27 protein-coding genes and 2 pseudogenes are annotated in these 26465 nt (G+C 41.5%); 4 read left to right on the top strand and 25 right to left on the bottom strand.

Annotated elements, in window-relative coordinates; all coding sequences use genetic code 11:
- Positions 1–107 precede the first annotated feature (107 nt).
- The 8 genes from DESOR_RS09655 to DESOR_RS09620 all read right to left on the bottom strand — a co-directional run bounded on the left by DESOR_RS09655 (position 108) and on the right by DESOR_RS09620 (position 10291).
- A complete protein-coding gene (locus tag DESOR_RS09655; RefSeq protein WP_014184406.1) occupies positions 108–1385 on the bottom strand; it encodes an L-cysteine desulfidase family protein in 1278 nt (425 codons plus the stop codon).
- 474 nt (positions 1386–1859) lie between these two features.
- Positions 1860–3731: a sigma-54 interaction domain-containing protein gene (locus DESOR_RS09650; RefSeq protein WP_158309021.1), complete on the bottom strand. Its 1872-nt coding sequence runs from the start codon at positions 3729–3731 to the stop codon at positions 1860–1862.
- 215 nt (positions 3732–3946) lie between these two features.
- Positions 3947–4870 carry an oligopeptide ABC transporter permease gene (opp4C, locus tag DESOR_RS09645; protein WP_014184404.1) on the bottom strand — a complete coding sequence of 308 codons (924 nt, stop codon included), beginning with the start codon at positions 4868–4870 and terminating at the stop codon, positions 3947–3949.
- Positions 4871–4900: 30 nt separating this feature from the next.
- Positions 4901–5851: an ABC transporter permease gene (locus tag DESOR_RS09640; RefSeq protein WP_014184403.1), complete on the bottom strand. Its 951-nt coding sequence runs from the start codon at positions 5849–5851 to the stop codon at positions 4901–4903.
- Positions 5852–5875: 24 nt separating this feature from the next.
- Positions 5876–6862, bottom strand: coding sequence for an ABC transporter ATP-binding protein (locus tag DESOR_RS09635; RefSeq protein ID WP_014184402.1), 987 nt, complete (start codon positions 6860–6862; stop codon positions 5876–5878).
- 10 nt (positions 6863–6872) lie between these two features.
- Positions 6873–7862, bottom strand: coding sequence for an ABC transporter ATP-binding protein (locus tag DESOR_RS09630; RefSeq protein ID WP_014184401.1), 990 nt, complete (start codon positions 7860–7862; stop codon positions 6873–6875).
- A 102-nt stretch (positions 7863–7964) separates the two neighbouring features.
- Positions 7965–9590, bottom strand: a complete 1626-nt coding sequence (locus tag DESOR_RS09625) for an ABC transporter substrate-binding protein (protein ID WP_014184400.1) — start codon at positions 9588–9590, stop codon at positions 7965–7967.
- A gap of 284 nt (positions 9591–9874) precedes the next feature.
- On the bottom strand, positions 9875–10291 hold the full coding sequence (locus tag DESOR_RS09620; RefSeq protein ID WP_014184399.1) for an OsmC family protein: 417 nt from the start codon (positions 10289–10291) through the stop codon (positions 9875–9877).
- A gap of 97 nt (positions 10292–10388) precedes the next feature.
- Here DESOR_RS09620 and DESOR_RS29315 point away from each other — a divergent pair, with 97 nt between their 5' ends.
- Entirely contained in the window at positions 10389–10550 is a 162-nt protein-coding gene (locus DESOR_RS29315; RefSeq protein ID WP_158309020.1) for a hypothetical protein, read from the top strand.
- A 74-nt stretch (positions 10551–10624) separates the two neighbouring features.
- On the opposite strand, the gene DESOR_RS09615 is transcribed toward DESOR_RS29315, so the two are convergent.
- The 7 genes from DESOR_RS09615 to DESOR_RS09580 all read right to left on the bottom strand — a co-directional run bounded on the left by DESOR_RS09615 (position 10625) and on the right by DESOR_RS09580 (position 15806).
- Positions 10625–10843 carry a hypothetical protein gene (locus tag DESOR_RS09615; RefSeq protein WP_042331030.1) on the bottom strand — a complete coding sequence of 73 codons (219 nt, stop codon included), beginning with the start codon at positions 10841–10843 and terminating at the stop codon, positions 10625–10627.
- 11 nt (positions 10844–10854) lie between these two features.
- On the bottom strand, positions 10855–11814 hold the full coding sequence (locus DESOR_RS09610; RefSeq protein ID WP_042331029.1) for an alanine racemase: 960 nt from the start codon (positions 11812–11814) through the stop codon (positions 10855–10857).
- Between the two features lie 117 nt (positions 11815–11931).
- The gene (locus DESOR_RS09605; protein ID WP_014184398.1) at positions 11932–12150 is read right to left on the bottom strand and encodes a hypothetical protein; all 219 of its coding nucleotides are present in this window, start codon (positions 12148–12150) and stop codon (positions 11932–11934) included.
- Between the two features lie 1078 nt (positions 12151–13228).
- Complete coding sequence (locus DESOR_RS09595) at positions 13229–14149, bottom strand: cation diffusion facilitator family transporter (protein WP_014184397.1); 921 nt, start codon at positions 14147–14149, stop codon at positions 13229–13231.
- A 156-nt stretch (positions 14150–14305) separates the two neighbouring features.
- The gene (locus tag DESOR_RS09590; RefSeq protein WP_014184396.1) at positions 14306–14911 is read right to left on the bottom strand and encodes a MarR family winged helix-turn-helix transcriptional regulator; all 606 of its coding nucleotides are present in this window, start codon (positions 14909–14911) and stop codon (positions 14306–14308) included.
- Between the two features lie 279 nt (positions 14912–15190).
- Positions 15191–15364 (bottom strand): aspartyl-phosphate phosphatase Spo0E family protein, encoded by a 174-nt coding sequence (locus DESOR_RS09585; protein WP_014184395.1) that lies wholly within the window; start codon positions 15362–15364, stop codon positions 15191–15193.
- A 241-nt stretch (positions 15365–15605) separates the two neighbouring features.
- Entirely contained in the window at positions 15606–15806 is a 201-nt protein-coding gene (locus tag DESOR_RS09580; RefSeq protein ID WP_014184394.1) for a helix-turn-helix domain-containing protein, read from the bottom strand.
- 156 nt (positions 15807–15962) lie between these two features.
- Between DESOR_RS09580 and DESOR_RS09575 the strand changes: the two genes are divergently transcribed.
- Positions 15963–16529: a helix-turn-helix domain-containing protein gene (locus DESOR_RS09575; RefSeq protein ID WP_014184393.1), complete on the top strand. Its 567-nt coding sequence runs from the start codon at positions 15963–15965 to the stop codon at positions 16527–16529.
- A gap of 136 nt (positions 16530–16665) precedes the next feature.
- On the opposite strand, the gene DESOR_RS29665 is transcribed toward DESOR_RS09575, so the two are convergent.
- On the bottom strand, positions 16666–16833 hold the full coding sequence (locus DESOR_RS29665) for a hypothetical protein (protein ID WP_014184392.1): 168 nt from the start codon (positions 16831–16833) through the stop codon (positions 16666–16668).
- Positions 16834–17621: 788 nt separating this feature from the next.
- Here DESOR_RS29665 and DESOR_RS09570 point away from each other — a divergent pair.
- Positions 17622–18486, top strand: a pseudogene (locus DESOR_RS09570) (tyrosine-type recombinase/integrase).
- Entirely contained in the window at positions 18479–19645 is a 1167-nt protein-coding gene (locus tag DESOR_RS09565; RefSeq protein ID WP_014184391.1) for an IS91 family transposase, read from the top strand. The pseudogene DESOR_RS09570 and the gene DESOR_RS09565 overlap by 8 nt, the downstream one beginning before the upstream one ends.
- Before the next feature lie 819 nt (positions 19646–20464).
- Here the strand turns inward: DESOR_RS09565 and DESOR_RS30830 are convergent.
- The 9 genes and pseudogenes from DESOR_RS30830 to DESOR_RS09525 all read right to left on the bottom strand — a co-directional run bounded on the left by DESOR_RS30830 (position 20465) and on the right by DESOR_RS09525 (position 26276).
- Positions 20465–20833, bottom strand: coding sequence for a group II intron maturase-specific domain-containing protein (locus tag DESOR_RS30830; protein ID WP_345788339.1), 369 nt, complete (start codon positions 20831–20833; stop codon positions 20465–20467).
- A 24-nt stretch (positions 20834–20857) separates the two neighbouring features.
- Positions 20858–21319 (bottom strand): annotated as a pseudogene (locus DESOR_RS30825) (reverse transcriptase domain-containing protein); the annotation flags it as partial.
- A 3-nt stretch (positions 21320–21322) separates the two neighbouring features.
- Positions 21323–21709, bottom strand: a complete 387-nt coding sequence (locus tag DESOR_RS30820) for an RNA-dependent RNA polymerase family protein (RefSeq protein WP_345788330.1) — start codon at positions 21707–21709, stop codon at positions 21323–21325.
- 1643 nt (positions 21710–23352) lie between these two features.
- Positions 23353–23418 (bottom strand): SEC-C metal-binding domain-containing protein, encoded by a 66-nt coding sequence (locus DESOR_RS30945; protein ID WP_081468580.1) that lies wholly within the window; start codon positions 23416–23418, stop codon positions 23353–23355.
- Positions 23419–23485: 67 nt separating this feature from the next.
- On the bottom strand, positions 23486–23749 hold the full coding sequence (locus DESOR_RS09545; protein WP_014184388.1) for a hypothetical protein: 264 nt from the start codon (positions 23747–23749) through the stop codon (positions 23486–23488).
- Between the two features lie 126 nt (positions 23750–23875).
- Entirely contained in the window at positions 23876–24622 is a 747-nt protein-coding gene (locus DESOR_RS09540) for an NYN domain-containing protein (protein ID WP_014184387.1), read from the bottom strand.
- Between the two features lie 331 nt (positions 24623–24953).
- Positions 24954–25250 (bottom strand): collagen-like protein, encoded by a 297-nt coding sequence (locus DESOR_RS09535; protein ID WP_014184386.1) that lies wholly within the window; start codon positions 25248–25250, stop codon positions 24954–24956.
- A gap of 14 nt (positions 25251–25264) precedes the next feature.
- Positions 25265–25492 (bottom strand): hypothetical protein, encoded by a 228-nt coding sequence (locus tag DESOR_RS09530; protein ID WP_014184385.1) that lies wholly within the window; start codon positions 25490–25492, stop codon positions 25265–25267.
- 148 nt (positions 25493–25640) lie between these two features.
- Entirely contained in the window at positions 25641–26276 is a 636-nt protein-coding gene (locus DESOR_RS09525; protein WP_014184383.1) for a DUF1643 domain-containing protein, read from the bottom strand.
- Positions 26277–26465 lie beyond the last annotated feature (189 nt).

The raw sequence follows: 26465 nt of genomic DNA, 5'->3' as shown, positions 1-26465 counted from the left end.
TATCATGAGTGGAAATCTCAAGGCATTGCAAAATTAGTTTAATACAAATTGGCTTAAGAAGCGCTCTGAAACAGAGCGCTTCTTTGCGTACGAGCCCCGCGCCCTCTCTACTTGTCAAGCATGATATTAATGATTTCAAGATCTGTGCTTTCCATGCCCTTTTTGCCTAACCTTCCCAGGCTCTCGATTGTTGCCTCGACTCCATCCTTGACAAGGCCTTCTCCATTCTTGAAAACTTTCCCCTGTACGCTAAGCTGATAGCCAAGAATCGCCGCGCCGATAGCAGAGGATATCTTGGCGGCGCAAGAAGGTTTGGCGCCATCGCAAACCATCCCCCCTATATTGGCAATAGTATTGATGATTGTTTGCGAAATCTCTTCGTAGCCCCCTCCATTCAGATAGGCGATCCCTGCGCCGCTTCCGGCCGCAGCGCTCACAGCTCCGCAGTATGCGGAAAGCTTGCCAATCTGAGCCTTTTGATGAATAGAAGCAAGATTGCTGATAATTAACGCCCTAAAGAGCTTCTCTTCACTAACGCCTAATTCCCTGGCAAATTCTATTACAGGAATAGACGCGGTAATACCCTGGTTTCCGCTGCCTGAGTTAATAACAACCGGAAGCGAACAGCCGCTCATTCTGGCATCACTGCCCGCAGCAGCCTTGGCCCTGGCTCTGACCGAGACATCATCACCGTAATATTTCAGGAGTGTCTTGCCTACACTGACACCATAATCGTTTTTTATACCTTCCTCAGCAATGGCTGTATTTACGGTAATCTGCCTGGTAAGCAGCTCACGCAGCTCTTCTAAATCCACGGATTCAGAAAATCCGATAATGTCTTTTATATTGAGAAGGGACTTATCACCGGCTGTTTTCGGATCATTTTCATCTCCTCTCTTATTCTCAAAAAGAACTTTTCCGGCTTTTACTATTTTAACAATATTGGTATGGGAATCTTCAATGTAAACCTCGGCAGATCCATCCTCTGAAAAGACCTTGGCTTCGATGTACAGGTTTTCTACTCCCTTTAAATGATAAACTCTGCAGCAGCCTTTTTTCATTAAATCTCTGATCTCATCGTATTGCTCACTCTTGACGCTCTCCAATACCTGAAGACCTTTTTCCGGATCTCCTCCAACCACTCCGGCTATAGCAGCAGCATCAATACCTATCAGCCCGCCTGTGTTAGGTACGACAACACCCTTGACGTTTTTTATTATATTTCCGCTGCACCCAATTTCGATCCTCTCCGGACGCTTACCCAAAACAGCCCTTGCTTTAGCCGACGCATAGGCGATTGCTATAGGCTCGGTACATCCCAATGCTTCGATCAACTCGGTTTTTAAAATCAAAATATAGTTTGCGTAAACCTCTTTTGTGAGCATTGATTATTACACTCTCTTTCTTTGATATAAATTTAATATCGAAATTCCGTGTGAAAAAACAGTTTATTTTAGGTAGCATTATGATGTAGCAAATAGCATGCCAGAGTAAAAAGGCTTTTGGGCAGCATCCATTTCAAAAAAATCTCATAACTGAGATAAGACCCGCCCGGAAACCCGGCATATTAGGTTCTCCCGGTACGACTGCCTCCAAGTCTAAGCTTCGAGATTTATCTCAACTTTGATACTGTCCCTGCATCCGGTTCATAAATCTTCACTTACTACTCAAAAACTCCCGAAAGCTGCGCCACCTCCGGCAGCTTTTGAGAAAGCAATTGCTTTAATTACCTTAAATCCAAGTTTCAACCCACAATAAAACAGCATAACCAATCTCCATTATATATAGCAAGACTTATGCCATGTATGGAAACTGTTATGCTGTCAATCGCTTAGATTTTATGAATGAATCCGCCCTTTTCAGCCATTAAGTTCAATCTTAAGCTCTTTCATTTTCCTGTAAAGGGTCGCCCGGCTGATTTCCAGATCATTGCATACCTTCTGGACAACCCCTTCTTTACTGCCTGCCGACCTATTCTCATAAATACTGTTCTTAATGATTTCTCTCTCAGTTTCCTTCATTGCAGCTTCCAGGGATTTTTTAACGAATCGGCCGGTACAACTATTTTTATCACTGCTGAATTTGAGTCTCTTCTTGATAAGCTCCGTACCTATTACCTTACCTGTCTCAAAGTTGACAGCATATTCTATAATGCTTTGCAGCTCACGGACGTTCCCGGGCCAGGAATATCCGGAGAACAGTTTCAAAACCTCTTCACTTATTCCCCCGATATCTTTTTTCAGCATATGAGCATAATAAGAAACAAAATGATTGGCCAGATAGACAATATCCTCCCCTCTCTCCCTTAAGGACGGGATATTGATAGGTATAATATTAAGCCGGTAATACAGGTCTTTTCTGAATACTCCATCCTCAATCCGCTTTAATAAATCAACATTTGAAGCTGCCACAATCTTGATATCGACTTTTCTTATTACATTGCTTCCTATCCGGCAGATCTCTTTTTCCTGAAGCACTCGAAGCAGCTTAACCTGCAGTCTGTAAGGCATTTCACTTATTTCATCCAGAAAGATAGTGCCGTTATCGGCAACTTCAAACTTTCCTATTTTATTCGCGAAGGCACCTGTAAAGGCCCCTTTATCATATCCGAACAATTCGCTTTCCAATAATTCATCCGGTATTGCGCCGCAATTGATGGGAACAAATGCCTGCTCCTTGCGGGAGCTATGGTTGTGTATTGCTCTGGCGAACAGCTCCTTACCTGTTCCGCTTTCACCCAAAATCAGGATGTTTGAATCCGTAAAAGCCGCTTTTTCAGCAAGCTGCTTAGCTTCGCGAAAGCAATCAGAAATTCCCAGAATATTATCAAATTGAAGCTTGACCTGATTTTTCTCTATGGATTGAATGATTTCCTTCCTGAACCTATTGATGTTCTGAACTGTTAAAATCACCTCATGGGAGGCTTCCTCGATCCCCAAGTGCGTAATAGCAGCCAGGAGGGTATATTTTACATCGCGAATATCAATAATGATTTCACAAGGCTGTATGCATTTTTTATTTTCCAGCAGACACTGAAGCCTTTCATTCTTCCTTATTTCCAAAATAAAATCGTCAATATTATCAATGTCAATCTCCTTGAGTATTTTTATGATTGCGCCGTTCTTGTAAAGCACATCGCCATTTTCTCCATACAAAACAACTCCGGCATTGATGGAGTTGAGAATGCCGTTTAACCGATTGGCCAAAACCTGCTTCTCAATATTCATCTGGCATTCTGAATACTTGGCCGCCAGCAGCTCCGCCATTTTTTCCAAAAAAGCAAGATAGTTGAATTCGGCATTGGCTATCCTCTCTTTCTGTTCGTCGTCAAAGGCAATTGCGCCCAATACCCCGCATATTTCTTCGCCTTGCTTGATTGGCACACATATTTCCGCCTTTTCAGAGCAAAAGGAGAGCCTTTGACATTGACTGCAAGCCTCATTTTCCTGTCCCCGCTCAGTAACAACCTGCGAGCTTCCCGTGCGAAGACATAAATCAAAAACAGTATTTTTCTCAATCCGACTATTGACAGAAGCTTTATATTTTCCGGTGCCTGCAATCCGCTCCAAGGATTCATTCATTATTGTGACATCAATATCCAGAACCGCTTTAATGGCTTCAGCTACTTTCTGCGACAATTCATGGTATTGTTTAATGCCAACCTTAGCGCTTTCCAAATCTCTTCCCCCGCTTTTTATAAACTCAGGCATTAACTGCTGACGTTTCCTCATTCTTATTATTAGTATCCATGGGAAATACAGGATAATTTTAATAGTTCCGCAATTCATTTTATACAGATATATTCTTTATGTTTCGACATAATCCTTCGTATATTTCGTTATATTCTGCAAGGTGCCTGTACCCCTATCGGTTCTTCCTCCGAATTGAGATGACTAAACTGGCTGCCCATTTTCAGGCAGCCAGTTTAGTCATCTCAATTCATGGGCTACTTAAGATTCTTAGGGTCCAATGCGTCCCGGAGACCGTCCCCGATAAAGTTGATAGATAAAACGCATAAGACGATCAGAGTGCCCGGCGGCAGCCAAAGCCAGGGCTGAGACGTCAGTACCGATATAGACTGCGCATCCGTAATCATATTCCCCCAGCTTGACATAGGCGGCTGCACACCCATTCCGAGGAAGCTGAGGGATGCCTCCGTAATGATAGCGCTGGCCATGCCGGAGGTTGCATTAACCAACACCGGCGCCAAAGTAATGGGCAGAATATGAATGAACAGGATCCTGGGTGTTTTAAGGCCTAAAGCTACCGCTGATTTTACATAATCCATCTTTTTGATGGACAAAACATTTCCCCGCACCAAACGTGTTACACCGGGCCATCTGAGCAGGCCGATGACAATAATAATATTTTTAAGGCCCGGTCCCATGATACTGACAACCACCAGAATAATGACTATATCCGGAAAGGACATAAACATATCGGTAATCCGCATGATGATCATGTCGGTTTTGCCACCTAAATAACCGGAAACCAATCCTAAAACAGTACCTATTATGACACTGATGGCCACCGTTCCCAGACCCACGGTAAGAGAAACCCTGGCCCCATAGATCAAGCGGCTCAATACGTCTCTCCCGACCTGGTCCGTGCCGAGAAGGTGCTGGGCTGAAGGGGCCGCGCTGAAGTTATCTGAAATCTGATAGGGATCATAGGGGGAAATAACCTGGGCCAGAATGGCACAGATTGCCAAAAACAACACTATCAGCATCCCGATAACCGCCATTTTGTGTTTAGAAAACCGGCGTATAACCATGGTGAGATAGTTTTCTTCGCTTCTGTCCGCCAGATTTTCAGCGATCACCGAGGCCAAGGCCCTCTCATTCCTCAATTTTCTATTTGTTTCAGACATATCAATTCACCTGTTATTCCTTTTCTAATCTCAGTTATATTTGATCCGTGGGTCTACTACGGCATATACCATATCGGTTAATAAATTGGCTGACAGGACAGCAACTGCAGTAATGATATTCAGACCCATCACTGTGGGATAATCCCTGGATAAAATGGAATTCATCGTTAATTGTCCGATTCCCGGCCAGGAGAAGATAGTTTCTGTCACCACCGCACCTGCAAACAACATGGGGATCTCTAAGCCAAATACGGTTACAATGGTAATAAGAGCATTGCGGAAGGCATGCTTGTTAATAACCATAAACTCACTGAGCCCCTTGGCGCGGGCTGTTCGCAAATAGTCCTGACCCAATATTTCAAGGACGCTTGATCTTATGTAGCGGACATTTCTTCCGGCAATATTTACTGCCAGAACAGTCACCGGCAGGATCAAATGAAGCACCCGGTCCGTAAAACCACCGCCGCTGCCGATATCAAACATACCGCTGGATGGCAGCAGCTTCAGCTTAACCGAAAAAATGTAGACCAGTCCGAGGCCAAGAAAAAAATTGGGTAATGAAATGCCGAGAAAGGAACCGGCCGTTGCCAGATAGTCCAAGACCGAATACTGTTTGGTGGCACTAAGGATCCCAATAAATATTGCTATGACAAACCCTATGACCAGGGATGTGCCCATGAGCAGGACAGTGGGACCAATACGCTCCGAAATCATCTCTGCGACGGGTCTATAGGTTGTCAAGGAATAGCCGAGATTTCCCTGCAGCAGGTTGCCCAGCCACTTGAAATACTGAACATAAACGGGCTGGTTCAGCCCCAGGGCTTCCGCTTTGGCGTCAAGGGCAGCTTGTGTCACATGAGGATTTATCAGCATATCCAAGGGGCTGCCCGGAGCCAGGTAGAGTAGGGAAAAGGCTATAATCGTAATTCCGAAAAACACCGGTATAGCGATGAGAATCCGGCGAATTAGATAATTTAACATCAGGAGTTACTCCTTTATTCAGAGTTATTTTGTGTCGAAACAGGCAACCTTGTGTTCGCTTCCCACTAGCTCAGGCTCCCGCTCAAGACATACAGCTTTTACCTTGGGGCACCTCGTCTGAAACTTGCAGCCTTTAGGCAGTTTGAGCAAATTCGGTATATCCCCCTGAAGTATAAAACGCTGCTTGTCCCGCATCAGGGGATTCGGCACTGGATAAGCGCTCAACAACGCCTTTGTGTACGGATGCCCCGGGTTCCGGAAAATTTCTTCAGTCGAAGCAATTTCAACAATTTTCCCAAGATACATTACGGCAATCCTGTCGCTGATGTAACGAACCGCGCCCAGTCCATGGGATATAAACAAATAGGTCAGGTCATACTCCTGCTGAAGATCCTTGAGCAGATTCAACACCTGAGCCTGAATAGAAACATCCAATGCCGATACGGGTTCATCACATATAATAAGCTTCGGATTCAGGGCCAAGGCCCTGGCAATCCCGATTCTCTGGCGCTGTCCCCCTGAAAATTCGTGGGGGTACCGGTTCTTGCTGTTCTTAGGCAGACCAACTGCCTCAAGCAGTCTGTCCACTTCTTTGCTTATAGCTTCTTTACCGACAATACGGTGTACTTTAAGTGGTTCTGAAAGCATATCCACAACACGCCGGCGGGGATTTAAGGAAGAATAGGGATCCTGGAAAATGATCTGAAGTTTCTGCCGGGTTTTGATCAGCTCAGTGTTTGATAGCTGTGCTATATCCAGACCCTCAAAAATTACCTGTCCTTCCGTGGGTGTTTCGACACGGACAACTGTATTGCCCAATGTGGATTTACCGCAGCCGGATTCACCTACAAGTCCCAGAGTTTCACCTTTAAATATCTCAAGATCAATGCCATCCACTGCTTTAAGATTGTTTACAGTACGGGAAAATATCCCTTTCTTAATGGGATAGTATTTTTTCAGCCCTTCAATTTTCAACAGTGGAGCCTCTGATGCTTTTTTCTCAACAATCATAAACTCCCCCCTAAATAGTCCTGCCGCTATCTTGATAGTTCCAGCAGCGAACCTTGTGATTATTTCCGCAATCAGTAAGCTGGGGGACTTCACTCCTGCAGAGTTCGTCCGCCAACGGGCACCTTGTATTGAAGCGGCAGCCCGTAAATAGCTGATGTACCGACGGGACTGTCCCGGGAATGGATGTCAGACGCTCGATCTTCTCCGTATAAACCTGAGGTATGGATTTCATGAGGCCGTTGGTGTAGGGATGCTGAGGATGTTCAAAAAGCGTGTAAACATCTGCTTCTTCCACTACCTGACCCGCGTACATCACGATTACCTTGTCCGCCATTTCGGCAATAACCCCCAGATCATGGGTGATCAAGATAATTGCGGTATTAAATTCCTTGCTTATTTTCTTCATCAGATCAAGAATCTGGGCCTGGATTGTTACATCCAATGCCGTTGTCGGTTCATCGGCAATAATCAGTTTAGGATTGCAAAGCAGGGCCATGGCAATCATAACCCTCTGCCTCATGCCTCCCGACAAAGCATGGGGATAATCATTGATCATTTTCTCAGCCCGCGGCAGCCCCACCTTCTCCAGCATATCCACGGCAATTTTTATGGCTTCGGCCTTGCTTTTCTTCAGATGAAGGCAAATGGATTCCGTCAGCTGATCCCCAATCGTAAAAATAGGATTCAGGGAGGTCATCGGCTCCTGAAAGATCATGGAAATCTTATTGCCGCGTATTTCACGCATTTGTTTTTCGCTGAGCTCAAGCAGGTTTTTGCCTTCGAAGCAGACCTCTCCTTTGCTAACTCTGCCTTTGTTGCCCAGCAAGCCCATAATCGACAAGGATGTAACGCTTTTACCGCAGCCGGATTCGCCTACGATGCCGATAATTTCACCAGGCTTCAAAGCAAAGCTCACATCATCAACGCAGACTACCGGACCGTCATCCGTAGCAAATACCGTCTGCAAATGATTGACTTGAATAATATTATCCATATTCATACCTGACCTATCTATTTAGTAATATTAAGGCTAAAACTTTGCTGCAGCAGAGCCGGTGCTTATGCACACCTGCCCTGCTGCAATATGGTAAGGGGGAATTGCCTATTTTTGTTTTACGTCCCATTTATAGACGTCGATAAACGTTCCATAATCCTTAGGCTCACCGTAGATCACTCGTTTGCTGGTTGCCTTAAGCCCCTTGGTGGCATAGAAAATTGGCATAGGCACATCTTCAGCAAGAATCTTCTGCAAATCATACAAATAGGCTTTTACTTTATTATCATCAATTTCTCGCTTAACGGCTTCCACAAGCTCGTCAACTTTGGGATTATCATAGCCGCAGAAGTTGCCGCTGGTAACAAAGAAAGGCAAATCATAAGTAGGGTCAACCGGGATAAGGGTGTCGGCCATTAACGTCAAGTCATATTCCTTGTTCTTGGTCTTGTTCATAGCTGTGGCATGATCCATCTTCTGGATTTTTACATTGATCCCGACACTTTTCAGGTTTTCCGCTATGATATCAGCTGCCTGCACGCGGGTTTTGTTGCTTGTACTGACAATCAAATTTACTGTCTTGCTGGAATCCCAGCCTGCCTCTTTCAGCAGCTGCTTTGCTTTTTCCGGGTCATATACCGCACCCGGCAGGTCTTTGTTCAAATAAGGATTGTTGCTGGTAAAGAATGAATCAACGACCTCAGCTTCACCCTTATATAAATTATCAACAATCATCTTCCTGTTGACGGCGTAGGAAATCGCTTTTCTTACCCTGACATCGGGCATAGACTTGTGGTTGATAAATAAGAAGTAGATGGCGTTGGGTTCCCCGGATTTCGTAGTTATATTAGACATTTTTTTGATTTTATCATAGTCTTCCAAGGGCAGGGCCGCTATCTGGGCCAGGTTCATGTCGATTTCTCCGTTTTCCAGCTGCACAGTAAGCTCACTGCCCGGCATAATCTTAAAATTGATCGTGTCTATGATTGGCGCTCCCCGAAAATAATCCTTATTGGCTTCCATCTGGATGTATTGGTCTCTCTTGTAGGTTACAAGTTTATAGGCTCCATTGGTCACTTTAGGCTCAAGAATATTCGGATCTTTTCTGAAGTTCGCTAGATCAACGTTCTTAAATACATGCTGGGGTACGGCCAAGGTGTTTCTGCAGATGCTGTTTTGAAACAAATTCATGGAAATCGGCGCTTTAGTCTTTAGCTGCAGGGTTTTGTCGTCAATCTTCTTTATTCCGGAAATATCTGCCGTCAGATCAGGGATAATTCCTTTATCATCCGTTCCTTCTATGATGCTGAAATTTGAGGCAAACATGGATGCTATCTCAGGGTTACAGATAAGCTTTATCGCAAATATTACGTCATCCGTGGTAACCGGCTGACCATCCGTCCATTTGGCATCTTTGTTCAGCTTGATTGTAAAGACTGTATTATCTGAGGTTTCTATGGAGTCTGCCAGCATAGGTTTGAAGGTCATATCCTCGTCAAGTTCGGAAAGAGGCTCGTACATTATCTTTGCCATATACGCGGATGCATCATCTCCAGGGTCAACGGGATTCAAATCAACGGGTGAGCTCAAGATACCGATATTGATATACTTCTTGGCTTCTTTCCCCTGGGAGTCACCTGTTACCCCCTGATTGCCGCAGCCTGCAACGGTAGATCCAATCAAAAAGATGCATAGAAAAGTAATTAAGATTTTAAAGTATTTTTTTCGCCCCATAATCTCTGCTCCTTCATCATTTTTTCTTCTGGTTTCTTAGCCCTTACTTTCTTCATAGTTCATGGTTTATGCGGAAAATACAGCCGGCGTCCTCTCCTTTCTCTTCGAAATCACTACTTTCCACCTTTGCTCTGCCGCTTTTTACGACATAAGTATCATAATTGAGATAACCCTAGGGAAAAGTCTCGTTTCAGTAATCCCGGGAATGGCTTGGCAAGGAAATCTTAATTATGAGACATGTCTCATTCCTGAGATTCCACCCCTGGAGTGGTTTACGAATATATTCACGAAGGGTTGCATTCCAAAGTATAATTCAGGGCCGCCACCTGCTTCAACATCACAGCTACAGGGCAATATTTATCCAAAACCAGCTTTATTGCACTGTCTATTTTGTTCTGGGGCAAGGCTTGCCCCCCAAAGCGATAGGTAATCTCTATCTCGGTAAATACCCTGGGCTCCACTGCTGCCTGCTCCCCCCGGACCACAATCTGCAGCTTGTCGAAAGGGATTCTCATTTTGTTTAAGACTGTTACTATGTCCATGCCGCTGCAGGTTGCAAGAGCCATGAGCACCATTTCCATAGGGGTTGCCCCCAGTCCGGTACCGCCGTTGACGGCTTTTGCATCTACCACCGTGTGATACTCGGAACTTCCAATAGCCCTAAACTGTTTGCCTTCCACATAATCTGCCAGTATTTCCATGTTCCTCACCCCCATATCCTTATGAATTCTCACACAAATATAAGTGCAAGTTTTGTGCCACTATAGTGAAATTTTTGGATTATGGCCTGATTAACTGATGAGACAGACAGAAAAAAATGCTGCCAGGGCAATCGGCAGCCAGCTGATCCACGGCACCATCAAAAATTACTCTCCATCAATGCCAATTGACAAAGGGGTCACAGATTGTGACCCCTTTGTCGCAGCATTTAGAAATGCTGTATTTTATTATAACGAATAATTCACATTTTGAAAGAAACAATCTCAGTTTAGATTATGGTTACAATTTGGTTTTAAAGGTAAAATAAGGAGATTTTAACCAAAAATCTGCTTGAACTCTTTTAAGGTATAATCATTTACTTTTTTATTTTCTCTGCCCAATGCGACAAGAATTTCGTAACAGCCGGATTTATCAGCCAGAACCTTCAGGTCCACATTAGGCCCCACAACTTCCGCATACTTAGCTTTTGTTAAAACATCCCCTGGAACATCAGTCACATCAATGGTTGAGGCATCAAGGGATATTTTTCCCATCACGGGAGCCCTTAGCCATCGATGCACATGTACACCCCTTTGGGATCGCTGTCAAGCTCACTTAAGGTTCTTAAGTAACCGTCCTTATACCCAATATGCACCAGAGCCATCTTCGTATCTCTTTTAGTTACAAATGCCCCTCCATATCCTACGGTTTGTCCTTTGGGAATCTTCTTGATCTGTGATATTTTGGCGTAAATTTCTATAGTGTGCTTTGCTTCAGGAGAGATAGGATGAGCGGCATTGGGCGCTCCCCCCACCAATCCAATCCCTGGCCGGATCATATCAAAGTTTACTTGTTGATTGTCCAACAATATAACGCTGTCAGTGCAGGCAAAGGTAATTGGCGCTTTAGGAAGTTTAGCCAGATAGTTTTTCAGGATCTCAATTTGCTTATGGCAATTAGTAAAATCATTGCCTTTGATATCATAAAAGTGACTCATGTAAAAATGCACTTCGAGATGGGAAAGATATTCGCTATAATTATTGCTTAAAATTTCCACCTCATCGTCAAGTAAGCCCAGGCGGTTCATATGAGTATCAAGATGGATGATTACTGAGCCTTTCCCATTGTCCTGACAGAATTTATTCCATCTGGACAGCTGCTCTAAACAATTCACACAAGGAATAATGTTATATTCTTTGAAGTATGGTTCTTCATTGCTAAGAATTCCAGCCAGGGTATATATTCGGACATCCTTTTGAGGCAAGATTTCTCTTAAGCTTATCCCCTCATAGAGTTCGGCAACAAAGAAATGCCTCGCGCCGACATTATATAAAGCCGGTGCCACATCCATCATTTGCAGTCCATGAACTTCTGCCTTTAAGACGGCGGCACAAATAGAATTGGTTTTCTCCGCCTTATTCTTAAATAACAGGTAATTGTGGACTACTGCATCAATGTCCCTGATGCGTACAATTGGCTTGATACCAAATGCTTGATCCGGAATAGTTCTAAAGGAATCCGTCATTTTTCATCTCTCTCTTCTTTTTTGGTGGTTTTTTCTTACCTCATGATGTCCACCGCTCAGTTAGATGCAGAAGACATTAATACTGATGGGTGACTACAGGGACTTTGGTGATAATTTTTATGGCTTCCCATTTCCAAAAACAATCGTTAGCAAACCATATACTAACGTGCCAACTCCTACTAAAAATAAGGCTAGACCATAACGTTTAATGTAATCATGATAATACTTATTAGTTGAGGGTTTGATTTCAAACCCATCAAACATTCCAACAATTTCTGGTTTTAGTACACACCATAAACCGATTGCAAGAAACAAAATTGCTGTAACTAACACCATAAAGATTCTCCCTCCTTATTAGATTAGTCTTGGTATCCTAGAGTAACTTAGGACATCTTTTGATTTTAACTTACTACTCGCCATCTTCAGAAGAGATTTCCTTATGCTTCATTTTTCGAGTGTAGTCTTTCTTTGATTTATGGGGTCGGGTACCAGTATTAAAGAAAGACCGTGTTCTGGGCTTACGGATCTTTATTTTCTTTTTCATAGAAGTTCACTCCCAAGCTGAAATACAATCATAGATTTTCCACATTTTTCGTCCATCTCCTCCCAAGATTGAGAAAAATAATCGAGAAATACAAAAAAGGCCCGACTATCTATATTACTATTTAACGTTTGCATTTGGATTATTATTTTTAATTCTAGTTTTCATTCCTAAGCAAGAATTTAAGAAACTATTTTGGTTTGGAATATTGTGGGGATCGGCTTTAGACTTGATTGTTGAACATCTCTACCATTTTTTTAATTTAACTAGGTACCAGCATGCGGAACCCTTTAATATCGGTGCTCTCCCTTTATGGACGATTTTAGCATGGGCACCGGCAGTCATGCTATTTATTTACTTTCTACCTCAACGAAAGGAACGATATATCTATTGGACTTATGTCATAACTTGGAGTTCATTTATCTGTTCTGTTGCAGTTATTTTGAAACAACTTGAGCTATTGATATTTATTAATGGCGGCCCGTGGATCTGGTTTATAGGAAGCCTAATCTTTTTAGTTCTTATGTCCAAGTATTATCGGTTTCTTGAGACAACCAGACCAAGTTAGGAAACCTTATTGGACAATCCGGCATAGTATGTATTGTGATCATTGCCATAGTATCACATCCTTTCGAAGGGAGAGCTTAGTCAACTCTCCCTTTTGTTTATGCCTATAAATAAAAAAACCCCTCATTAAAGAGGGGCATGAAGAAGGAAGAATTGAAAAAGAAAATTTGGCGACAATGCTATTATGCGATAATAGTCTGAAATAGTCCTGAGAACTAGCTGAAAAAATTCTTAAAAAATGCATCTGCCCTACATTTAAAATTGATGCCCGCCGGTATGCCTCCCATATAATTCCCGGCTGTATGTTCAGGATAACTCCTTTCCGGAATCCTGTGATATAACCGGATCGATATGGATTACCAGATCGACGCCCTGCTGTTTCATATCCAGTTCCGTTCTTGATGTAACCTCGTGCGCTTTGACAAGCGGGATGTGGGCGGGGACTTCCACATGAATAGAAGCAATCACTTTTTCCGGCCCGTAGTCATGAAGCTCAAGGTCATGAACTCCAATTACGAATGGAGCCTTTGTCATTGCAGCGGTGATCATTTCGGCAATCGCCGGGTCAGGCGCTTTGCCGACCAGAGAGGAGACCGCCCGTTTGATAACCGAATAACCGGAAAATAAGATAAACCCGGAAACGGCAAGGCCAAGAAAACCATCCACAGTGATACCGGTTAATTTGGTAAAAAAAATGGAAAGCGCAGCAACTGTCAGTACAAAGACATCTCCCAGGGCATCCAGAAATGCGGCAGTCAGCGTTGGGGATGAAATCTTCCGGGCGTATTTCCGGTTGAGCAGACTGTAAGTTAGCTTGAGAAGCATGGCAATCATCATCATGCTGAAGGCGAGGACACTGAACTGCACGGTGGACGGGTGAAGAATCTTTTCGAATGAGGAGCGGGCAAAAAACGCCCCGATCCCCAGAAGAAACAGCCCGCTGAAAAGTGAACACAGGTATTCCACTCGGCCAAATCCGAAAGGATGCTTGCTGTCGGCCGGCTTTCTGACGACCAGGAAGGTAATCACTGTCAAGACGGCGGTAATTGAGTCGATCAAATTGTGAAAGGCGTCGGCCATCAGCGTGGTGCTTCCAGTGGCTATGCCCGAAAAAAGCTCCAGTGCAAAAATCAAACAATTAATTATAATTCCGGTAAGCCCAACTAAGAGGCCGGTCTTATTGCGGTTTTCGTCTATTGAAAATTTGGCAGCAGAAAATGAGATCATAGGTATTCACCCCCTTTAAATCGAATTTGCCTAATTAACGTCCCAATCCTATTAGGTCCCTAACTTTATTCAAAAATAATAATGCCCTTATCGAAGACTGCTGCGCTCCGAAACCTTAATTGAGCTTTCAACGATAAGGGCATTATTATATGAACTTTAAAAGCCTCTGCGACCACAGTGATGATCGTTTCCATGGCCATAATAATCCCTGTGATGACTATTATGATCATCGTCATGGCCGTGATGCTTGGCACAATAACCATGGCCTTTACCGAAACCGCGATGATGTCCGCGCCCGGCAAATCCCTGTCCTGTCCCGGTAGTATCAACGGCATTCAGGTGAGCGCTGAGCTTCTCCGAGAGCGTCAGCATCTGGCTGAGTTCCTCTTCTGACATGCCTCCGAATAAGACGTCGGTCATTGCCTTTGTTGCTCCCTGGGATTCCATAGCCGCGTTTTTTCCCTGTTCCGTCAGATAAATATGCATGACGCGCTGGTCTTTTTCATCCTGTCTGCGTTCAATGAGGCCAAGCTGTTCTATTTTTGCCAGCATTTCCGTCATTGACGAAGGCCGTACATCCATTTCCTCAGCAAGATCACGCTGAATCACTCCGTCATTTTCTGAAATTAGTAAAAGAAGCCTTGATTGCTCACGATAATGGTCCCCACGGCCGACACGATGAGCACAGCGATGCAGCTGCCTGCCGAGACGGTGCAGAGCGGTATAAAGTTTCAGCGAGTCGTTAAATTCCTTATTGGTCATTTTACATTCCTCCAAATTTTATTTAGGTTCCTAACTAATTATGTTATACCTCGACAGCAGCCCATTGTCAAGAATTAATTTAGGATCCTAACATTTTTTTTGCGATTAAAGCCGTCCTTCTTCATTTTCAGCTTTAGCTTTCATTAAATAACGAAGGGCAGCGGAAATTTACTTCCCCTGCCCTTCGTTTTTTACCCCCGGCAATAGCAGTTATTTGCTGACAAGAATTTTATGTCCTGCCGTTACTTAACGGCTTGCCGCTTTTAAAAGAATACTTCTCTAACTATCCGTGACTTTTTTGATCAGCATTTCCTGATACCTGTCCAACACTTTATCCAACTCTTGACTTGCCGCCACAACCAGCGGGTCCGTATAAGCTCTTCCCTCTTTGGTCTTAATCACATTAAGGCGTAATTCTTCAATTTGCTTTATTAAATCACTGATCTCAGACATACTATCCTCCGTTAATTATTTTTGGGGATTAGTGCGTCCAAAAATCAAGTCCCCGGCCAGACCGAGGACTCTATATTTTGTCTTATAAGTTGAAAGAAGAATAAACAACCAGGGGTAGAGCTTATCACAGCCCACCGCCAACATTTTTTATGCTCTGCATTATTAACTCCAGTTCAACCTATCCCCTTATTCAGATGAGGTTTACTTCAATATTGTGAGAATCTGGATTGTTCCCTAATTCTCATGATTTATAAAAAATAGTCCAATCAAACATTAAAACGTTGCTAAGTTTTTTAGCAGTTTTAACCCCAGGGTTTTTGTTGCCTGACTCTATTTCTGCATAATATGATCTGCTTATTCCTGCTTTATTTGCAACTTGCTGCTGTGTTAAATCCCCCCGGTATTTTATCAGCCACAGCCTCGTCTTGCCAAATTCAGCCACAATTCCCCCCCTTTAGCCCGTCGCGTAACGCGACTAATTTACCTTAATCATACAGTCGCGCTTCGCGACTGTCAATGACTTTGTTGAGATTCGCCACACTTATTTTAAATGTCGCTTATTGCGACTATACTAGGGAGGAGAGGGGGGATATGTGCAGTGTTAGGGAAAAGGCTGCTATATCTAAGAAATAAGCTTCAACTCACTCAAGACGAGTTGGCCAAAATACTTTGTTTGTCCCGAAGTACGTATGCACAGTATGAGGTAGATAGACGTAAACCTGATTATGATACTCTGCAAAGAATTGCGGATTATTTTAATGTCACGACAGATTTCTTATTGGGACGGACGGAATATTCTGTCCTGGCCGGAAATAATTTTCCGGCCAGGTTGAAGATAATTCGTGAACAAAAGGGGCTCTCTCTGAACCAGTTGGCCGAAAATCTTAACCTATCCCCAGCCGACATAGCTCAATTTGAAACAGGAGAAAAATATCCCGACCCTTCTGTTTGGCATCTTTTGGCGGAAAACCTCAATTGTTCGGTTGACTTTCTTTTCGGGCGCACCATTGAGCCAAGACCTTATTTTCTGGAAAGCCAACAAGCTTATACTACCATCGCCGCTCAACCTTCAGACGACCCAATGGCAGACCTGCCTGAGGAAGCGAAAAAAGCCCTGGAAGAATTCAAAGAATTTATTCTGAATAAGTACCGCAAAGACAGTTAGGGGCGGAAATCTTCGCCCGCTGAAGGTGACAACCAGCACAAGCATGTCCCAGGACCAACAACCTGTCGTGTCCTGGGACATGCCCGCTTTCCCCTGACACTTTTTGCGTATAAGCACAAGGAGTGATCCTCTTTCCCTATTCAGAATCACGGTCTTCATCTTTAATGGCAACGACTTTGAACCCAGGAAACGGCTCTGCATCCATGAATTCTGCTTCTCCCTCCTGCAGTGCTTTTAAAAGGATATCCATGGCATCGGCTACTTTAGCCGCAAGCTGGAAATACATTTTTCGGTAGTCCAACATCTGATTCTCTACCCCCTATTTCAAGCAGCGGCAAGGCTCCGGGTCATAACCCAGGCCTGCCGTCTGCTTTTATAGGGGAAATTAAAAAGCGCATGCGAGGTTTTTTTCCCTACACATGCGCTATGCTTCGTTATTTGCTGAATCCTAAATACCTGAGCCCATCAACGTTCTTTTCCGACGCCTGGGTCAGGAATAGGCTGATCTCCTGCTGCGTGAAGCCGCACAGTCTGCTCCCTGGCGACGTTCAATTATACTTGGTTCACCCGCAGCACAGGTACGTTGCTTGTGCATAAACGGGCAGCATTGTATAATAAAAATGTCGTCGTGGACAGTCTGTTACGTGTAGGTGCCATCACACCTGCTCGTGCCTGGAAGTGCGCCAACACTTTCAGGTCACGGCGACTTTTTAATTTCCACCTATTCCTAATTATAGCTTTTTTGACGGGGATTGCAAGGTATGGGAGAGGGGTAGGTGGGAAAAAACTGGATTGACTGCTTTGAGCGTTAAAGTACATAAGAACGGGATGTTCGACCTGAATTTCTGGTGATACTTTACATCTTCTTCCCAATGATTTTTGATATCATGTTAGGGCACCTGGTTTTCTGCCCAGTTGGTAAAATATTTTTAAACTTTTAATTATATGGATAGCACTAAACCGCTGGCGCGGTGGTTCTCGTAATACTTTAACTCTGTTTTGCCCGAACTGCTCTGTAAGAGTCAGTTCTTTTTTATTTGGTCTCCTTTAAAATGTAGCTACTTTCATTTTTAAAGGAGATGTTTTTCGTTTATGACAGAAGAAGAGGTTTTAGCCAAGCTCAATTTCGAATTGGAACTTAGGGGGTTAAGCCAAAATACCAAGGATGAATACCATACCAAAGTTAAACTCTTTCAGGATTACTTTGATAAGCCTGCCACTGAACTGGGTATAGAGCATATTAGAGAGTTTCTCTACTATCTCACCACTGAAAAAAAGCTTGCTTCAGGAACAGTTAATACCTATAACAGTGGTCTACGTTTTTTGTATGGCAAAGTATTAGATATTAACTTAGAAGTTAGGAAAATCCCTCGTCATCGTAAACATCGTAAACTCCCTGCTATCTTTACCCAAAAAGAACTCCAATCCCCTTTTTAATGCCTGCAATAATTTGAGAGATAAGTGTATTCTTATGACTCTCTATGGCGCAGGGCTTCGCCTCAGTGAAGTGGCTGCCCTTAAAGTTTCTGATATTGATAGCCAAAAAATGCAGTTGTTTATTCGCAACGCTAAAGGGAGTAAGGATCGATATGCTATCCTATCACAAGCAAACCTGGATATACTTAGAACTTACTGGAAAGCTTATCGTCCAAAAGAATGGCTTTTTTACAGTAGAAATAATACCGGCACACACATTACTACTAGAGCTGTACAAAATATATTTCATAAATATGCAACTAAAGCTAAGATAGATAAACACGTGACAGTTCACAGCATGAGACATAGCTTTGCTACCCACTTACTGGAATCCGGAACAGATATTTTTCGTATCAAGCAGATGCTCGGACACACAGATATCACCGCAACCTGCTTCTACCTGCATTTAATCAAGATTGAATCACTCAACGTAACAAGTCCTCTTGACCGAATGACTGAACTGGACAAAGCTAATGGTTGAGGTACAAGATATCTTCCAGAGATACGGCGAAGACTATAGAATCAATCACAAACTCACGCTCGTTCAACATAAAGCGATGTCGGCCATTCAAAAATGCAGAACATCACAATTGGGCGGCCACAAGGAGGTTTGTGACAGTTGCGGGCATATTCGGATTTCATACAACTCTTGCCGTAACAGACACTGTCCTAAGTGCCAGGCTCTGGCTAAAGAACGCTGGATTGAAAACCAGAAAAGCAATCTACTCGCCATTGGTTATTTTCATGTGGTATTTACAATCCCGGATACTCTTAATTCGATGGCCTACCAAAATCAAAGAGCTATTTATACCCTTCTGTTTAAAGTCGTTGCTGAAACTCTTACCGAACTAGCTGCTGACAAAAAATATCTCGGTGCTAAGGTTGGACTCACATCAGTTCTCCATACTTGGGGACAAAATCTCATGCATCACCCACATATTCACTGCATTGTACCTGGCGGGGGATTATCTTCTCTGGGAAAATGGGTAAACAGCAGAAAGAAATTCTTTATTCCAGTTAAAGTCCTATCTCGAAAGTTCAGAGGTAAATTTCTATATCACCTTAAACAGTTATACGACCAAAATAAACTTGAATTCCACGGTAGTCAAACCTTTCTTTCGGATGGTAAGGAATTCGAAGACCTTCTTTCCTCTCTCTATAACAAAGAGTGGGTTGTTTACTGTAAACCGCCGTTTAAAAATGCAGCTTGCGTTGTTGAATATCTGGGCCGTTATACTCACCGAGTAGCCATATCTAATAAGCGGATCATCAACATTGAAAAAGATACGGTTTCCTTCAAATGGCGAGACTACAAGGATAATAGTATGCAAAAGGTGATGACACTTTCCGCAGAAGAGTTTATTCGCAGATTTCTTATTCATATCTTGCCAAGTAGCTTTATGAAAATTAGACACTATGGATTGCTTGGCAATCGTAACAAGACCACTAAGCTTAAGCTTTGTAAACAACTCACCCATACGCCTTTATTATCTAAAGAGAAGGCTTCAACCCTCGAACTAATCCAAAAGCTCGTTGGGAAAGATTTGTCTAAATGCCCAAACTGCGGTTCAGAAAAACCTAGACTGTTTATGAGTCTAGGCAAATCTCCCCCTGTGGCTATCCAAACTGCATGTGTTTAAAAAATTGCCCTGTTATGGGGAGGGGGAAGCTATGTCCAAAATTGGCATATTGGAAGATTTCAAATACATATTGTACAATGGTTTCATTCAAAGTTCTTTAAAATTTCCAGGAGATTAAAAATTCAATCCCCATAGAAATTTCCTTAATCATCGCGGTTTCGTGCTATCTTAATTATCCAAAGTTAGGAAGATTTGATCCTCCAGCATATCCGTTCTAATAAACTTATGCTCCTCTTGGAGTTCTTTTTTTGTGCTCTAACTTCGGATAATTTGCTATGGATAATGGGAACCAGTCTATTTATACTAAGTGTCCTACGCTTAATATGAATATTCTTCATTAATAATACTGAATATATCCTTTTCTCTTGGCTACTAATATGAATAAGAAATTGATAATATGAAAAAGAATTACTGATAAAAATATATAGGTGTATGATAAATTCAGTATAGTTGCAATTAATCCTACAATTATCATAATCATTGAATTTGCAATAGAAAAATTAAGTTGTAGTCTCAAATATTTATCATTATCTAAAATAAACTTCTTATAACTTTTATGATAAACTGTAACGGTTTTTCTGAATAAAAACGAGTACACTAAATATATTATTCCAACAACACTTATTAAGATATTGAACTTCCCCATTATGATTCCCCCATTATTTATTTCACCATATCTAACGAATGCGTCACAGTTTCCTACTTTTTGTTCCTTAACCTGGTATATCGGAACATACCATTAGTCGAGTAAACCCAGGGAATTTCACCCTGAGTTTCTCACAGAACCGAACGTGAAAGTCTCCTTTCATTCGGCTCTTGTTATCCAACCGACGGGCGAAGCCCCATCTGCCAGTGGTAAAACAGATTTGGTTGTTCCATACAAATGCGACCAAGCAATTTATGAGACTTTAAATGCTTTCTGCCTGTCGATTTATATTTGTACCTAATACACTGGATTAGCGTGAGATTTACATAATTGAGCACATTTCTTGCCTCGCCTGCACTGTATTTGTAAAAGTAATTCATCCAACCTCTGAGAACAGGATTCATCAATTTAGCCAACACATCAAGCGAGGCAGTCTTGTGGTTTCTTCGTATCTCTCTGATACTGTCTCTCAGGTGTTGACTTGCTCCTTTGCTGACTGCCGGTGTAAAACCATTGAAATAGTTGCCAAATTTGCTTTTCACAATGCGCCTCCGAAAAGTGTATCCAAGAAAATCAAAGGACTCATGTTCATAATGCTCTGGATTTACATCACTTCTGCAATATACAATTTTCGTTTTATCGGGATGTAATTCTAATTTGCATTCTGCCATGCGTTTATTGAGCTGAACCAGCAGCGCTTTTGCTTCATTCTCTGTCCGGCAATGAATTACAGCATCATCAGCGTACCTTTCCTAAGGATTTTGTGGATGCTTATGTTCCATCCACCAATCAAATGCATAATGCATAAACAGATTCGCTAGTACTGGACTAATTACTCCCCCTTGTGGCGTTCCGGCATTTCTTTCTCGAACAGTACCGTCCGGTAAAGCAATTGGTGCTTTCAGAAACCTTTCAATATACAGTGTTACCCATTTGCTGTCAGTATGTTTGCATACTGCTTTCATCATCAGTGCATGGTCAATATTATCAAATAGTCCTTTGACGTCAAGATCAATGACCCATGGCATTTTTCAACATCGCATACGTGCTGCTCCCACAGCATCCAATGCAGAGCGATTCGGCCTATATCCATACGAATCATCACAAAATATCGGCTCCACTTGTGGTTCAAAGTTCATTCGCACTACCATCTGAGCGACCCTGTCGCTAATGGTTGGAATTCCGAGTAATCTTTTCTTGCCATCCTTTTTCGGAATTTCCACTCCTCTAACTGCGGAGGGAAAATAGCATCCTGATGACATCCTGTTCCATATTTTGTATAGGTTGTTTTTCAAATCTTTCTCAAATTCAGTGAAGCCTACTCCATCAATGCCGCCTGCGCCATTCTTCGCTTTCACGCGTCCGTACGCTTCCATTACTTGATGTTTCGAAATCTCAAACGGCTTTCCTTCTTCCATAAAATCCTCCCATTTATGGTTGTTTAATTTCAGAAGTGCAGATAACAGAATCCCTTCGCTCCACTGCCATTACAGCAGTCTCCTCACTACTACGAATTCTTCCGCAACTAAACCTTGCATCGCTACTTTCATCCTTGTCGTGTCAGCGCTTGGATTTTTCGCTTATCATCAAGGTTCAGTTTTCTCCTGTTCCTTATAAGAGCCTATATCGTGCTCCTGCAGCCTTTACGCCGACAGCCATCCGGTCAATAAGCAGGCACCCACCGGATTTTATCCCAGTTGTGGCTAAATCATCTGGTTTTGACTGCAACAAACCCATTAACGACGCTTCACCGGCTATTCACTTTCGTTCAGCTTCACGATGCACACCTGACTGCTATAGCATACGCGTTCAGCACCACAACTTTTGATTGCAGCACCCTATGGTGGTTTGAAACCTGCACCTGCATGCCGGTTCCAAGGGACCTACCCTCATCTCTTATAAAGCACGTCAGACTGTTACTTCACTCTTTACTTTGAACAGTCATCCTTTCAGGACACACTTAGCCTAACGGGTATATAGATATGTATAGCCGATTTGTACAGTCATAATGTTGTGATTATGGTCGTCCATCTTACGCTTTAATTACCAATATTTAAGTTTCTAAACAAATCGTATTTAGGTTCTCTTAATAAAGTCTTTTTTTGTAAATCGTCTTGTAGACTAAATGTAGCTCTAAAAACATCTAACAGGGCACACTTCTCATAATAACTTAAACCACTATAATAATCAGGGTTCAACGTCGTATTTTCACAATAACTGGGGATTAAGTTGTTCAAGAATTTTACTTGTTCCTTTAAGGAAAGCGATAATAGTTGACACTTAAAACCTTCATAAAAGCCCTCATCTTCATGAAGCCAACTGAATTGTACAATTGTCTCTCTGTTTTGGGGAAATAAATTAAAGGTTAGAAATTTCAATCGCTCAGATCCTAATGATCTAACATCGTTTAATTGATTTCCTAAAATATCAAATTCTAAGTTAAATCCTGAACAAACAGCTACTTTTGATGTCCCTTCAAATTTAAGGCATACGGTATCAATTATAGAGTAGTTATCTTCGAGCAAAGCCTTATCAAATTTACTTTTTAAATAAGCAAGATCATTTAATGCCGCCTCATGTCCTTTAAGAACGTTAATATACGAGTCGTCTTTCACAAAACTAGGTTTTGTATTTAATCTGGCACGAAGTGCCTTATAAGCTTCATGCTTTTTATGATATTCGTAGGCAAACGCTCTATAAGCAAATAAAAAGTTTTGTTGAGGGCTCCCAGTATAATCCTTATCTTCTATGGGTTGAAATACTGTTTTATCGTGGTACCCGCAAAAACCCCAAATAGTGCTGGCCACATTTCTACCTTTAGGTTTTGCAGCAAGTTCAAAGGATTTCTCGGTACATTCTGGCATAATCATCACCACGTTCCCGTTGACAGCAATACTTTTAAGGATTTTATGATTTTGTATTGAATGAGCCTGAACAATTCTTTCCGAACAATCATCATGATTGGGGTGAATACATTGCTTAATTCTCCCTTCATTCATCATACGATGCATCCGAGATTGTAAGGGTAAATTGGTATATTCTTCCGGCTTGTCCTCTTTCCCTAAACAACATTCTTGTATTTCAATCCTGACATACAAGGACACTTATCGTTTCTCTTTACAACCATCTACAACACTCCACTTGAAGCTCAAAAATGTAATTATTTCGCCTTTTGTCTATTTTGAACAACGTCGCTAAAACTCATAGGGTTGAGTAGAGGTGAGAAGGGCAGTTAAGACAGCATTTTGTAAGTATTCAGAGTAACCTGAATACTGAATCGCTTCCCATAAATATTCTGCACGGCTACCTTCAACTTGCGGGTCGAAAGCTGTATTATTAACGCAAGCATATTGAATAGCCTTCAGATATTTTCTATTTCGATTTTGATTTTCCTTAAGGAAAAGGATACCACTCCCTAAACCTCTATTAATCAGATTTCTGAAGTCCTTTGCTTTCATGTAGTAGTCTCCATATAATATCTTTTTTCAGTACGAACTGATAAAGTATAAACATTGCACGAAGTTCGTATGGTACCATCATTAGGAGCTCGTTTTTTATATCGCCATGCCAAGCTTATCCAATATTTATTTTTTTAATTTGTATAAAAAAATTGGAACTTTCCCAGACGTATCTTTTTTTGTTTCGTATAATTCTGGATATCTACTTAACAAATCTGACAATTTTGAAAAGCCCAATGCTTTTAACTCAAAATCAGGTCGAGCACGTTTTATGTAATTGCCAGCAGTAGCAGCATTTACCCAGCCATCATCATCTTGATATTGAGATGTTTCACTTGCAGTATTTAATAATTTATGAATTTCAGAGATGTCAGGAGATCCGGAATCCTCTTTAGTTTCATGGTCATCAACGATTCCTTCTGGTTTGTCTTTGAAATCGGTAAGGTTTCTAGTCAAAATAAAATTATCACATGAATTCCTAAAGGCAGCAGGGGTTTTATCCTCGCCAATTCCAAATATATACGCCCCTGTTTCGCGTAATCTAATCGCCAGAGGGGTATAATCTGCATCGCTGCACACAATGACAAATGCGTCGTAAATATTTGTATACAACAAATCCATTGCGTCAATGACCAATGCAATATCTGTAGCATTTTTTCCTTTAGTATACGCGAATTGTTGCTCTGGTTTAATCGCCAGTTGCTTTAACTCATCTTCCCAATTCTTTAGCAAGGGATTTTTCCAATCTCCGTATGCTTTTTTTACAATTATTCGACCGTATTTGGAAATTTCATCAAGAATTGCTTTCAATTTTGTCAGTTGTGCGTTGTCTGCATCAATTAGTACTGCTATTTTAGTGAAATTAGTTTCCATTTATATCCCCACTTTTCAATAGTAATATATTGCTCTTAAACTATTTGAATTGCGCATTATTGCTATAACACGCATAATTCAGAACTACTTATTATTAGCCTAATTAGAATTTAAAATTAAAAAATCCTTCAAACCTAACTGCTTAATCTGCGCCGGGACGTCGCGAACTTGCGACCAATTTCATTTAACGAGTCGGGTTATTACATTATATTATTCCCCGATGCCGGTAAACCTCTTTTAGACGAAGTTGGTTTAGCTCACAAAGCTAAACTCTTTAAAGATTTAACATAAAGAAGCATCTGGTTTTCAAATGCCTTCTTATATTAAATCTTCAACGACCTAATTTATTAAAAACATCCCTATATCCAATACTAATTGAACCACGATTTCCGGGATTCCCTGGCGAACCTACGTTGCCAGGATTACCTGGATTACCAATATTCCCACGGTTCCCAAGATTACGATCAACTACCATATCCCTATACAACTCGCCTACATATTCTCCTGACATGGTGTGTACACGTGTTCCATTTAGTTGACCTACTGGAGCCCCATTCATTAAATAAATGTACTTTCCTCTAACGAACCCGGCAGCATCTCCATTTTCTCTATAAATATACTGCATCATTTAATCCTCCTTATTCAATTCTCAATCTTTTGCACCTTAAAAATAGATTCCTCCCAAACAAGTTGATATAAGAGGTTTTTTTCTATCCCTTTAACCAATACTTTAGTTCCATTTTCTATTGCTTCTTTTAGAAAAATAGGTATATCTTTTTCTGCAAGAATATTTCCCGTATTCCCTGAGAAAAGATCATGTAAATTCAGATATTCAATTGTAATAGACTTTACCCCTTCAAACTTAAACATATCTACACCTCCTCAAAATCGGCCGACATTAAACCAATTTCGACTAACGTCCCGGGGAGTTTTTGAAGCGTCATACTACATTCATCTATGCTAAGTTTTGAAACTCCCCTGTTTCGCATCTTCTTTGAGCTATTCGAGATTTTATCCATTAAATTACTCTAGGTAAAATTCTATAAATAGTATCTATATCTATTCTAAGCAGATCGGTAATTTGTCCATTAGATGGATGAACAGGATTCATTGCTTTTGTTAAAACATTGTCAAATGCAACCCCTCTGGCCTTTGCACGATTGTTAATAATATGAAATACAAACAATTCTTCTTTTTTATGTGAAATAATTGATTGCATCACTTTAATTATTTGATTATGGAATACTGTTGTATGGAAATCTTTCGGGCAATCTCCCCAACCAAAGATGATATATTGGCTATCACTAATTGCTTCATCAATTTCCTTATGATTACTTTCAATTACTTTAGATAGAAACTCATATGACTTGTACTGAATTATCTTATTAAGGCTTTTATTTAAATCTTTAGAATTCGGATTATATATTGAGAAGAGATTGGTTATTAAAATGTTGCTTATATCGTTTATTATCCTTAATTTATTTTGATGAACTTCATTACTAACAGAACAATCATTAATCAAGAACTCTATGAGTCCATTGATTGTACCGTCCGAATAAGAGGAATTTGCACTCGCCGGATTCATCATAATGATTAAAGCTATTTTATCACCAGGTTTTTTTAATTTAAATTCTAGTAATTCTCTTTTTTCCATGAGACAGTTTTCTTCGGGGTCTTGAACAATTACCGTATTATTACACTTGACGCTTTCAACAAAGTCCCAGTTATATCTAATCAGTTACAACCACCATCTTTCAAATGCGAATTGCAGATAATGTCATATCTCCACCAATAACGAAGATTATCAAAATTCTCCAGAATCTACGACACTTATGTCGCAGAT

The organism is Desulfosporosinus orientis DSM 765 (assembly GCF_000235605.1).
GTDB classification, from domain to species: Bacteria; Bacillota; Desulfitobacteriia; order Desulfitobacteriales; family Desulfitobacteriaceae; genus Desulfosporosinus; species Desulfosporosinus orientis.
This window is presented reverse-complemented; position numbering and strand designations above follow the sequence as displayed.

Bases quoted from the DNA above. Each gene is read 5' to 3' on its own strand.
- DESOR_RS09655 (WP_014184406.1), bottom strand. From the start codon at position 1,385: ATGCTCACAAAAGAGGTTTACGCAAACTATATTTTGATTTTAAAAACC.
- DESOR_RS09650 (WP_158309021.1), bottom strand. From the start codon at position 3,731: ATGAGGAAACGTCAGCAGTTAATGCCTGAGTTTATAAAAAGCGGGGGA.
- opp4C (WP_014184404.1), bottom strand. From the start codon at position 4,870: ATGTCTGAAACAAATAGAAAATTGAGGAATGAGAGGGCCTTGGCCTCG.
- DESOR_RS09640 (WP_014184403.1), bottom strand. From the start codon at position 5,851: ATGTTAAATTATCTAATTCGCCGGATTCTCATCGCTATACCGGTGTTT.
- DESOR_RS09635 (WP_014184402.1), bottom strand. From the start codon at position 6,862: ATGATTGTTGAGAAAAAAGCATCAGAGGCTCCACTGTTGAAAATTGAA.
- DESOR_RS09630 (WP_014184401.1), bottom strand. From the start codon at position 7,862: ATGAATATGGATAATATTATTCAAGTCAATCATTTGCAGACGGTATTT.
- DESOR_RS09625 (WP_014184400.1), bottom strand. From the start codon at position 9,590: ATGGGGCGAAAAAAATACTTTAAAATCTTAATTACTTTTCTATGCATC.
- DESOR_RS09620 (WP_014184399.1), bottom strand. From the start codon at position 10,291: ATGGAAATACTGGCAGATTATGTGGAAGGCAAACAGTTTAGGGCTATT.
- DESOR_RS29315 (WP_158309020.1), top strand. From the start codon at position 10,389: ATGAGACAGACAGAAAAAAATGCTGCCAGGGCAATCGGCAGCCAGCTG.
- DESOR_RS09615 (WP_042331030.1), bottom strand. From the start codon at position 10,843: ATGGGAAAAATATCCCTTGATGCCTCAACCATTGATGTGACTGATGTT.
- DESOR_RS09610 (WP_042331029.1), bottom strand. From the start codon at position 11,814: ATGACGGATTCCTTTAGAACTATTCCGGATCAAGCATTTGGTATCAAG.
- DESOR_RS09605 (WP_014184398.1), bottom strand. From the start codon at position 12,150: ATGGTGTTAGTTACAGCAATTTTGTTTCTTGCAATCGGTTTATGGTGT.
- DESOR_RS09595 (WP_014184397.1), bottom strand. From the start codon at position 14,149: ATGATCTCATTTTCTGCTGCCAAATTTTCAATAGACGAAAACCGCAAT.
- DESOR_RS09590 (WP_014184396.1), bottom strand. From the start codon at position 14,911: ATGACCAATAAGGAATTTAACGACTCGCTGAAACTTTATACCGCTCTG.
- DESOR_RS09585 (WP_014184395.1), bottom strand. From the start codon at position 15,364: ATGTCTGAGATCAGTGATTTAATAAAGCAAATTGAAGAATTACGCCTT.
- DESOR_RS29665 (WP_014184392.1), bottom strand. From the start codon at position 16,833: ATGTTGGACTACCGAAAAATGTATTTCCAGCTTGCGGCTAAAGTAGCC.
- DESOR_RS09565 (WP_014184391.1), top strand. From the start codon at position 18,479: ATGGTTGAGGTACAAGATATCTTCCAGAGATACGGCGAAGACTATAGA.
- DESOR_RS30820 (WP_345788330.1), bottom strand. From the start codon at position 21,709: ATGGAAGAAGGAAAGCCGTTTGAGATTTCGAAACATCAAGTAATGGAA.
- DESOR_RS09545 (WP_014184388.1), bottom strand. From the start codon at position 23,749: ATGAAAGCAAAGGACTTCAGAAATCTGATTAATAGAGGTTTAGGGAGT.
- DESOR_RS09540 (WP_014184387.1), bottom strand. From the start codon at position 24,622: ATGGAAACTAATTTCACTAAAATAGCAGTACTAATTGATGCAGACAAC.
- DESOR_RS09535 (WP_014184386.1), bottom strand. From the start codon at position 25,250: ATGATGCAGTATATTTATAGAGAAAATGGAGATGCTGCCGGGTTCGTT.
- DESOR_RS09530 (WP_014184385.1), bottom strand. From the start codon at position 25,492: ATGTTTAAGTTTGAAGGGGTAAAGTCTATTACAATTGAATATCTGAAT.
- DESOR_RS09525 (WP_014184383.1), bottom strand. From the start codon at position 26,276: ATGGAAAAAAGAGAATTACTAGAATTTAAATTAAAAAAACCTGGTGAT.